We start from the raw sequence: 6,207 nt of genomic DNA on the forward strand, positions 1-6,207 counted from the left end.
GGCGCGAAGGCGGCGGCTACGGCGGCGGCCAGGACGGCGGCTTTCGCAGCCCCTACGGCGCCGGCCCGCGCGGCGGCAGCCGTGGCGGCACTGGTGGCGGCTACGGCGGCGGCGGCAACAGCGGCTACTGAAAACCGGACCAATCAACCCTGAAGGGCCTGCGCAAGCAGGCCTTTTTTGTTGGCACGCTGGCCGGCGGCGCGCGCAGCGCAGCCTCAGCAATGGCGCCCGCGCAGAAAGCCCGGGCGCCCTCCCTTCGGCTACCCCAGCCTGCCGGGCGCCTACAAGCCTTCGCCCTGCCGGTGCTTGCGCGGCCGCCCGGCCAGCGCCCGGTCGAACAGCGCATCGGGCAGCAGGCGCAGCAGCTTGGCAACTACGCCCATCTGCCAGGGAATCACGCGGTAGCTGCGGCCGGCCGCGATGGTGCGGAAGGCCTGCCCGGCGAACGCCTCGGCCGTCATCAGGAACGGCATGCCGTAGCGGTTCTGCCGCGTCAGCGGGGTGTCGACGTAGCCCGGCGCGATCGTGACCATCTTGACCCCGCTGCCGCGCAGCTCGCCGCGCAGGCTTTCGCACTGGCTGATGACCCCGGCCTTGCTGGCGCAATAGGCGGCGTGACCGGGCAACCCGCGGATGCCGGCGACGCTGGCGATGCCCACCAGCGTCCCGCTGCCGCGCTGCCTCATCGGCGCGATGAAGGGATGGAAGGTGGCCGCCAGGCCGACGTTGTTGGTGGCGAAGGTGCGGGCCAGCAGCTCGAGGTCGCCCCGCACCGCGGTGTCGACGCCGACGCTGATGCCGGCGTTGGCGATCACCACGTCGGGCACGCCTTGCGCGCCCAGGCAGGCGGTACCGGCGGCGATGATGCTGTCCACATTCGCCACGTCGGCGCCGTAGACGCGCCAGCGCTGGGCGGGAATGCCTTGCGACCGCGCCCAGTCGGCCATCTGCTCACTGCGCCGCGCCACCAGCGCCAGCCGCCAGCCGGCCTGGTGGTAGCGCCAAGCCAGCGCCTGGCCGATGCCGCTGGAGGCGCCGGTGATGAAGGCCAGCGGCTGCATCAGCCGCCGCCGGCGCGCGGCACCAGCACGCCGCGCACGTTGCCGCGCAGCTGCATCACCCGGTCGAGGTTATCGAACTCGAGGCTGTCGGCGTCGAAGCGGTCGTTGCCGCGCGTGATGCGCACCGGCTTGTTCGAGCGCACCTGCTCCACGTCGAGAAAGGCGTGCAGGAACTCGCCCCGGATCTCCAGCTTGGGCTGGGGCCGGACCTGGCCGGCGGCGGCCGCCGCCTCGCGGGTGACGACGGCGTCGCCGATCAGCTGGACCTGGGTGCCGTCGCCATTGCTGATGGCGCGGCGGGCGCTGGCCACGGTCAGCGCGCCGGTGGCGAGGTTGTAGGTGCGGATCCGCGGCTGGTCGATCTCCAGCGTGTCGGTGTCGGGAAAATGGCGCGCCTCGGCGCCTCGCACCTCGCTTTGGAGCCGGCCACCGGGATCGAACGACTTGACCGAGAAGCCGCGCAGGAAGTAGTCCGGCTCATGGGTCGGCGCCGCCTCGGCGGCCGGCGCCGAGAACACCGGGGTGTTGCGCGCCAGCCAGTAGGTGCCCAGCGCCAGCAGCCCCATCAGCATGATCGGCAGGTAGATCGACAGCCGATCGACTGCCCGGCCGAAGCCCGACTTCACTGGTAGTCTCCGAGCAGCTGCGCGTAGCGGCCCGAAGCCACCAGCAGCAGGTCGCAGAACTCGCGGGCGGCGCCGTGGCCCGCCCCCGCCTGCGTGACGTAGCGGGCGCAAGCGCGCACTTCGGCGTGGGCGTGCGGCGGCGCCACCGGCAGCGCGCAGCGGCGCAGCACCGGCAGGTCGGGCCAGTCGTCGCCCATGGCCGCCGCCTGCGACCAGTCCAGCCCGAGCCCGGCCAGCACGCTTTCGGCCGCCGGCCGCTTGTCTTCGGTGCCGTAGTGCACCTGGGTCACGCCCAGCGCCTCCAGCCGCCGCCGCAACGGCGCCGAATCGCGCCCGGTCACCACCGCCGGCGTGATGCCGGCGCGCTGCAGCAGCTTCAGGCCCAGGCCGTCCAGGATGTGGAAGCGCTTGAGCGTCTCGCCGCCTTCGGTGAAGTAGATGCCGCCATCGGTCATCACCCCGTCGATGTCGAAGAAGGCCACGCGGATGCCTTGCGCAGCCAGCAGCAGCTCGGGCGGGAAGGTGAGTGCCGGAGTGAGGGCCACGGTCAGATGACCTTCGCACGCATCAGGTCGTTCGAGTTGATGGCGCCGCACAGGCGGTCGTCGGCATCGACCACCAGCACGCTGGTGATGCGGTACTGCTCCATCAAGCGCGCCGCCTCCGCCGCCAGCGCGTCGTTGCGGATGGTGCGGGGCCCGGGGTGCATCACGTCGCGCGCCTTCTTGCCGCGCAGGTCGGCGCCGTTCTCCACCAGCCGGCGCAGGTCGCCGTCGGTGAAGATGCCCAGCACCCGGTTGTCGGCGTCGACGATCGCCGAGGCGCCCAGCCCCTTGGACGTCATCTCGCGCATCAGCTGGGTGAAGGCGGCGTCGGGCAGCACGCGCGGCACGGCTTCGCCGCTGCGCATCACGTCGACCAGGTGCGTGAGCAGCTTGCGCCCGAGCGCGCCACCGGGATGCGAGCGGGCGAAGTCCTCCGTGCGAAAACCGCGCGCGTCGAGCACGGCCACCGCCAGCGCATCGCCCAGCGCCAGCTGCGCGGTGGTGCTGGCCGTCGGCGCCAGGTTCAGCGGGCAGGCTTCCTTTTCCACGCCGCTGTCCAGCAGGATGTCGGCGTGCCGCGCCAGCGTCGAATTCGGGTTGCCGGTCATGGCCAGCAGCGGCGCGCCCAGGCGCTTGAGCACCGGCAGCAACACGGTGATCTCGTCGCTTTCGCCGCCGTTGGAAATGGCCAGCACCAGGTCGATCGGCTTGATCATGCCCAGGTCGCCGTGGCTGGCCTCGGCCGGGTGCACGAACATCGCCGGCGTGCCGGTGGAAGCCAGCGTGGCGGCGATCTTGCGGCCGATGTGCCCGCTCTTGCCCATGCCCATGATCACCACCCGGCCGCGCACCCGCAGCAGCGCCTCGACGGCGCGCGCGAAGCTGTCGCCGGTGCGCTGCTTCAGGCCGAGCACGGCGGCCGCTTCGATGTCGAAGGTGTCGTGCGCCAGGCGCAGCGCGCGCTGGGCATCGAAGCCGCTGTCGCTCGCCGGGTCGGCGAGCTGCGCGAGGGGGGGCGGAAGGCTCATGGACATGATTTTATCGGTCGCTACAGCCGAGCCGGATAGCATAGTGGCATGTCCTCCCTCGAGCTGACCCTGCTTTACCTGCTGGCCGCGGTACTGGCAGTGGTCGCCTGCAGGTCGCTCAAGCTGCCGCCGATCCTGGGCTACCTGGCCGTGGGGGTGCTGATCGGACCCAATGCGCTGGCCCTGGCCGACGAAAGCGCCGGCGTGCGGCACCTGGGCGAATTCGGGGTGGTGTTCCTGATGTTCGTCATCGGGCTGGAATTCAACCTGTCCAAGCTGCGCGCGATGCGCACCCACGTGTTCGGCCTGGGCCTGTCGCAGGTGATGCTCACGCTGGTGATCGGCACCTTCGGCGCGGTGCTGCTGGCGCTGGTGCTGCCCCGCTTGCTGGACCTGACCTGGCGCACCGCGCTCGCCCTGTCCGGCGCGCTGGCCATGAGCAGCACCGCCATCGTGGTCAAGCTGATGGCCGACCGGCTCGAGCTGGAGTCCGAGCACGGCAAGCGGGTGATGGGCGTGCTGCTGTTCCAGGATCTGGCCGTGGTACCGCTGCTGGTGCTGATCCCGGCACTGGGCAGCGAGCCCGAGGTGCTGGTGCGCGAGATCGGCTTCGCCCTGCTCAAGGCCACGGTGCTGATCACCCTGCTGCTGGTGGGCGGGCAGCGCGCGATGCGCTGGTGGCTGACGCTGGTGGCGCGGCGCAAGAGCGACGAGCTGTTCGTGCTGAACGTGCTGATGATCACGTTGGGGCTGGCCTGGCTGACGGAGCTGGCGGGCCTGTCGCTGGCGCTGGGTGCGTTCATCGCCGGTATCCTGATTTCGGAGACCGAGTTCAAGCACCAGGTGGAGACCGACATCCGGCCGTTCCACGACGTGCTGCTGGGCCTGTTCTTCATCACCGTGGGCATGCTGCTGGACTGGCGGCCGGTGATCGACCGCTGGGGCCTGGTGCTGCTGCTGGTGGCCGGCCCGGTGCTGTTCAAGCTGCTGCTGGTGGCGCTGCTGGCGCGCGCTTTCGGCGCCTCCGCCGGCGTCTCGCTGCGCACCGGCCTGTACCTGGCGCAGGCCGGCGAGTTCGGCTTCGTGCTGCTGGCGCTGGCGCAGCAGCAGGAGCTGGTGCCGGCGGCGCTGCTCAACCCGATCCTGGCCAGCATGGTGCTGTCGATGCTGATCACGCCCTTCCTCATCCAGTGGAGCAACCGCATCGTGATGAAGCTGGTGGCCAGCGAATGGATGCTGCAGTCGCTGCAGATGACCAGCATCGCGCGCAAGTCCATCAACGCCAACAAGCACGTGATCATCTGCGGCTACGGCCGCTGCGGCCAGAACCTGGCGCGCATGCTGGAGCAGGAAGGCATTCCCTACATGGCGCTGGACCTGGACCCCGACCGCGTGCGGCAGGCCGCCGCCGCTGGCGACTCGGTGGTGTTCGGCGACGCGGCGCGGCTGCAGGCGCTGATGGCCGCCGGCCTGGCGCGCGCCAGCGCGGTGGTGATCACCTACCTGGACGTGCCCGGCGCCATGAAGGTGCTGGCGCGGGCGCGCGCGCACGCGCCGCAGGTGCCGGTGATCGTGCGGACCAAGGACGACCACGACCTGGAGCAGCTGACCGCCGCCGGCGCCACCGAGGTGGTGCCCGAGACGCTGGAAAGCTCGCTGATGCTGGCCAGCCATGCGCTGGCGCTGGTGGGCGTGCCGATGCGGCGCGTGATCCGCATCGTGCAGGACCAGCGCGATGCCCGCTACAACCTGCTGCGCGGCTACTTCCACGGCGCCGACGACGGCAGCGAGCACGAACTGGAGCAGGAGCGCCTGGCCACCCTGACGCTGCCGCTGGGCGCGCGCGCGCTCGGCCACGCGCTCAGCCGGTTCGCGCTGCAAGCGCAAGGCGTGCGGGTGGTCAGCCTGCGCCGCCACGACGGCCACGTGGCGGACCTCGCGAGCGACCCGCCGCTGCTCGACGGCGACACGCTGGTGCTGTCGGGCAAGCCCGAGCGGCTGGCCGCCGCCGAGGAAGCGCTTCTGCGAGGATAGGGGGGATGGACGATATCAACCACGGCGTGGGCGACTACCTGCGCGGCCACATCCGCACGGTGCCGGACTGGCCGACGCCGGGCGTGCAGTTCCGCGACATCACGCCGCTGTTGCAGGACCCGAAAGTGTTCCGGGTGCTGATCGACGCCTTCGTGCACCGCTACATGGGTCGACGCCTCGACGTGGTGGCCGGCCTGGACGCGCGCGGCTTCATCCTGGGCTCGGTGGTGGCCTACGAGCTCGGGCTGGGGTTCGTGCCGATCCGCAAGAAAGGCAAGCTGCCCTTCACCACGGTGGAGGAAACTTACGAGCTGGAATACGGCAGAGCCACGGTGGAACTGCACACGGACGCCGTGCGGCCCGGCCAGCGGGTGCTGCTGCTCGACGACCTGATCGCCACCGGCGGCACCATGATGGCCGGCAAGAAGCTGCTGGAAAAACTGGGCGGCACGGTGATCGAAGGCGCCGCGATCGTCGACCTGCCGGAACTGGGCGGCTCGCAAAAGCTGCGCGACGGCGGGCTGGACCTGTTCACCTTCGTCGATTTCCCGGGGCGCTGACAGGCGAGCGGGCTCGACCCGCAATCCAGGCCCGCGCCTACCGCAGCTCCCCGTACTGGGTTCCGCTCAGGCGCTCCGTCTCCTCCGGTCCGTTCGCCATCTCGGTGTCTTCGAACCCGGTCAGCAGCGCGTGGTTGTGCGGCGGATGCTGGTGCTGGCCGGCGCGGCTGCCGGCCGCCATCGCGTCGCGGCCCGACACCCCCATTGCCAGGGCCCGCTTGAAGGCCGCCACTTCCTCCGGCTGCAGCGGGTCGAAGCCCGGCTGGGCCCGCGGCGCCTGCGGCGCCTGCGGATGCAGTTGCGCCGACTGCGAGATTTCATCGAACAACGGCGCCGGGACGGACGCCGGCGGC

Annotated in this window: 6 protein-coding genes and 2 pseudogenes; 3 read left to right on the forward strand and 5 right to left on the reverse strand. The window is 71.1% G+C overall.

Annotated features, from left to right (window positions below):
* A pseudogene (locus JWP65_RS10670) lies at nt 1–131 on the forward strand (RNA-binding protein); the annotation flags it as partial.
* 150 nt (nt 132–281) lie between these two features.
* Here the strand turns inward: JWP65_RS10670 and JWP65_RS10675 are convergent.
* The 4 genes from JWP65_RS10675 to JWP65_RS10690 are packed head-to-tail and all read right to left on the reverse strand — an operon-like array spanning nt 282 to nt 3,260.
* The gene (locus JWP65_RS10675; protein WP_299763494.1) at nt 282–1,061 is read right to left on the reverse strand and encodes an SDR family oxidoreductase; all 780 of its coding nucleotides are present in this window, start codon (nt 1,059–1,061) and stop codon (nt 282–284) included.
* Nucleotides 1,061–1,633 (reverse strand): LPS export ABC transporter periplasmic protein LptC, encoded by a 573-nt coding sequence (gene lptC, locus JWP65_RS10680; RefSeq protein ID WP_299763503.1) that lies wholly within the window; start codon nt 1,631–1,633, stop codon nt 1,061–1,063. Before lptC ends, JWP65_RS10675 begins: the two co-directional genes overlap by 1 nt.
* Before the next feature lie 50 nt (nt 1,634–1,683).
* Nucleotides 1,684–2,232: an HAD family hydrolase gene (locus JWP65_RS10685; RefSeq protein ID WP_299763496.1), complete on the reverse strand. Its 549-nt coding sequence runs from the start codon at nt 2,230–2,232 to the stop codon at nt 1,684–1,686.
* Nucleotides 2,233–2,234: 2 nt separating this feature from the next.
* A complete protein-coding gene (locus JWP65_RS10690) occupies nt 2,235–3,260 on the reverse strand; it encodes an SIS domain-containing protein (RefSeq protein WP_299763498.1) in 1,026 nt (341 codons plus the stop codon).
* Between the two features lie 48 nt (nt 3,261–3,308).
* Here JWP65_RS10690 and JWP65_RS10695 point away from each other — a divergent pair, with 48 nt between their 5' ends.
* Nucleotides 3,309–5,294 carry a monovalent cation:proton antiporter family protein gene (locus tag JWP65_RS10695; protein ID WP_299763500.1) on the forward strand — a complete coding sequence of 662 codons (1,986 nt, stop codon included), beginning with the start codon at nt 3,309–3,311 and terminating at the stop codon, nt 5,292–5,294.
* Between the two features lie 5 nt (nt 5,295–5,299).
* The gene (locus JWP65_RS10700; RefSeq protein ID WP_299763501.1) at nt 5,300–5,854 is read left to right on the forward strand and encodes an adenine phosphoribosyltransferase; all 555 of its coding nucleotides are present in this window, start codon (nt 5,300–5,302) and stop codon (nt 5,852–5,854) included.
* 37 nt (nt 5,855–5,891) lie between these two features.
* Here JWP65_RS10700 and JWP65_RS10705 read toward each other — a convergent pair.
* Nucleotides 5,892–6,207 (reverse strand): annotated as a pseudogene (locus JWP65_RS10705) (hypothetical protein); the annotation flags it as partial.

It is taken from the genome of Ramlibacter sp. (assembly GCF_028292805.1).
GTDB lineage: Bacteria > Pseudomonadota > Gammaproteobacteria > Burkholderiales > Burkholderiaceae_C > Ramlibacter.